General features: G+C 26.7%; 4 protein-coding genes. All 4 read right to left on the bottom strand.

What is annotated here, in order from left to right:
• Positions 1-64: 64 nt before the first annotated feature.
• Genes E6A48_RS09120 through E6A48_RS09105 form a run of 4 tightly spaced genes read right to left on the bottom strand, consistent with a single transcriptional unit; the run spans position 65 to position 2,918 of the window.
• Positions 65-427 (bottom strand): hypothetical protein, encoded by a 363-nt coding sequence (locus tag E6A48_RS09120; protein WP_013243620.1) that lies wholly within the window; start codon positions 425-427, stop codon positions 65-67.
• A 54-nt stretch (positions 428-481) separates the two neighbouring features.
• The gene (locus E6A48_RS09115; RefSeq protein WP_219709913.1) at positions 482-1,465 is read right to left on the bottom strand and encodes a glycosyltransferase family 9 protein; all 984 of its coding nucleotides are present in this window, start codon (positions 1,463-1,465) and stop codon (positions 482-484) included.
• Positions 1,465-2,229: a hypothetical protein gene (locus E6A48_RS09110; protein ID WP_219709912.1), complete on the bottom strand. Its 765-nt coding sequence runs from the start codon at positions 2,227-2,229 to the stop codon at positions 1,465-1,467. Before E6A48_RS09110 ends, E6A48_RS09115 begins: the two co-directional genes overlap by 1 nt.
• Positions 2,230-2,237: 8 nt before the next feature.
• The gene (locus tag E6A48_RS09105; protein WP_219709911.1) at positions 2,238-2,918 is read right to left on the bottom strand and encodes an ATP/GTP-binding protein; all 681 of its coding nucleotides are present in this window, start codon (positions 2,916-2,918) and stop codon (positions 2,238-2,240) included.
• Positions 2,919-2,970 lie beyond the last annotated feature (52 nt).

The following is a 2,970-nucleotide window of genomic DNA, read 5'->3' as shown; positions in this document are numbered from 1 at the left end:
TTTTTTAGCTAGATTGCTTATTTCTTCTAAATCTTCTAATTGAGCTTTTTTTATTTCAAAATCATTATTGCTGAAACACATTCATAATTCTTTGAAATGGCAAATGATTAGTATCTTTAATAAAATTGCCGTTTTTATAATATCTCAAATAAGGAATAAGATCATTTTTCCATTCTTTTTCTTTGAAGCTCATAAACTCTTCATAAAGGTCGCTTTCATTATATATACATATAAATACAGTTAAGTCTACATCACTATTTTGCTCATTAGCATTTAATTCTCTTTTTAATCCTCTCCAATCTCCGCACCAATCTTGTGTAAATACAGCAAGCACATTTTCTGAAACATTTTTAACATTGCTACTTACTTCTTTATTTTCTATAATATATTTCATTTCATTATCATCTATTGTTTTAAAAGTAATCATAATATCTCCGTTTATATTTAATTAATTAATAATATAGCATAATAATATTTTTTATCAATATATTATGCTTTCAAATTTTTCTATTACCTCATTAGGTTTTATCACTTCTCTGCATTCAAAAGTGTTAAGAGAGCATTTTCTGCCGCCGCAGATGCAGGCTTTATTATCTGGTTTTTTTTCTATTATATGGCTGTTAACACCTATTGGGAGATTTATACCGGCGGGTGTGGCAAAATATAAAGCCAAAGTAGGTATACCCACTATTGAAGCAACATGCATAGCTCCAGAATCATTGCCTATAAAACCATCGCATAAACTTAAAATAGCTGCTATATTGTCTAGTGAAGTATATGGTATAATTGGTTTTTCATTTAACATAGAAGATATTTTATCAGATATTTCTTTTTCATTTGGAGTTGTTATAAATAAAGCTATGGCATTATGCTTATTTGATAAATAATTTATAACTTCTGCAAAATATTCTTCTTTCCAGATTTTACCGAAACTATTAGTAGCCCCTATGCCATATGCAAATATTTTTTTGTTTTCTGGGTTTATAGTTTTAATATATTCTTTAGCATTGTTTAAAATATCTTCTTTTATATGAAGCTTTATAATAGGACGAGGTTTGTTTATATTGATAGCCTTAAGCAAATTAACATAATAATCAGCAGTATGACACCACCTCACACTTTCTCTCTCAATCTTCTCAGTAAGCATAAAACTTCTATAATCTGCCATATATCCTATACGTCTTTTTATACCATGACCAAATATTCTAAAAGCACTTTCAAAAGAATTAGGAAAAAGCAAAGCAGCATCAAAATGATATTTTCTCAAAGCAGGAAATGTTTTTAATTCTATTACATCATCAACCAATCCACTTACAGTAAGTATGCCAAACATAGATTTCTTTGCTAATACAGTTATTTTTATGTCTTTATATTCTTCTTTTATTAAATGTATGGCAGGCAAAGACATCACTATATCACCAAGCCAATTTGGAGCATGTATTAATAAGTTCTTCATTTCTTTCATTAAGATATATCCAGCTGCGAAATAAACTCTTCATATTTAGCTATAATGCTAATACATACATTTCTATTCATAACAAGTTTATTAGTTTTTCTAGTATTAATAAAATAATCATAAAGCATAGCAAAATCATTTCCATAAAAAGTGTTAAGCCAAGTATCCCTCGCTTCATCTATAATAGAAGTGTTTTTGCATTTTATTATATAATAACTCAATTTCTCTTCTTTATCTTGAACAGATATAACAATCTCTATCTCATTATCATTTATTAAAGTAATTTGATCTTGTATATATGTTTTTTCTATTATATTGTCATTATTTTTTATAATAAACTCTTCTTTATCTATATTATGATTAGAATAATAACAAGCCTCTTCAAATATTATTTTCACTATAAATGGTTTTATATCCAAATTAATGGCTTTGGTTTCTATTAAAGTTTTGGCTAATTTATCTACTCCTGTATCAAGAAGAGTTAATGTAAGTTTATTATTATCATCTATTTCTATATTCTTAATAATGCCTCCATGCATCTGATTAAGCCCCAAATAGTTTAAAGATTTTCCAAGCCTATTTGAGTTTGATAAAATAAAGTTTCTATATATTTTCTCATCTATATAAACATCATCAAAAACTTTATCATCTAATATAATAGCATTTTTATCAGCTCTTATTTCGTATTGATTATAAAATATAGTTTCGTATATACTAGGAGAAAGCAAAGGTGCAAGCTCATATAATTTTTTATTACTATAACAACATTCCATATACTAACTTATATAACATTTCCTATATTTTTTATATCATATTCTATATTAAATAATTCATATTTTGTTTTTATGTTTTGTTTAATTAAGTTATTATTAACACAACTGCATACAACCTCTATATTTTTTTCTTTAGAGATTTGTTCTGCTATCTCTTCGCCTCTTATAATATCTTCCAAAGTAGTATCATTCATAAGATGAGTATTATTTACTATTCCAGTAACATTTAATGCAAGTGTAGACTCTATTGATATAAGATGACCTAAAGCAAGTTCAAATGTAGAGTTTTCTTTTCTGTTTGCATTCAAAACAAAAAATACATCGGTTTCATCTTTTTGAACATTATCTCTAAAAGTTGCAAAAGACAAACTTCCAACAGAGTTTCCGCCCATATCTATTATTCCTACAATATCCTTATTATTGAATATAGAATAAACTTCAGCAGACACAGCTGGTAAATCTGAACCAGATTGAGGAAGGTATGTACCTATTACTTTTATATCTTTATCTTTTAGAGTTTGAGCATGTTCTCTTGAACGAAAATAAGGATTAACAACATCCAAGTCTGCTATATATATTTGTTTGTCCGTTTTGTTTCTTAAATAGATGGCATAATTGATAGAGAATGTTGTTTTCCCCGATCCATAGTGCCCACATATTATAGTTACTCTATTATTTTTTATATTCATAACCACCTACATTAAAAAACTTTTTTATACAATGTTTCATATTATAATATAA

The sequence above is a fragment of the Brachyspira pilosicoli genome (assembly GCF_019402445.1).
GTDB classification, from domain to species: Bacteria; Spirochaetota; Brachyspiria; order Brachyspirales; family Brachyspiraceae; genus Brachyspira; species Brachyspira pilosicoli_B.
The sequence above is the reverse complement of the archived record's forward strand: the minus strand, read 5'-3'. Positions and strand labels throughout refer to the sequence as shown.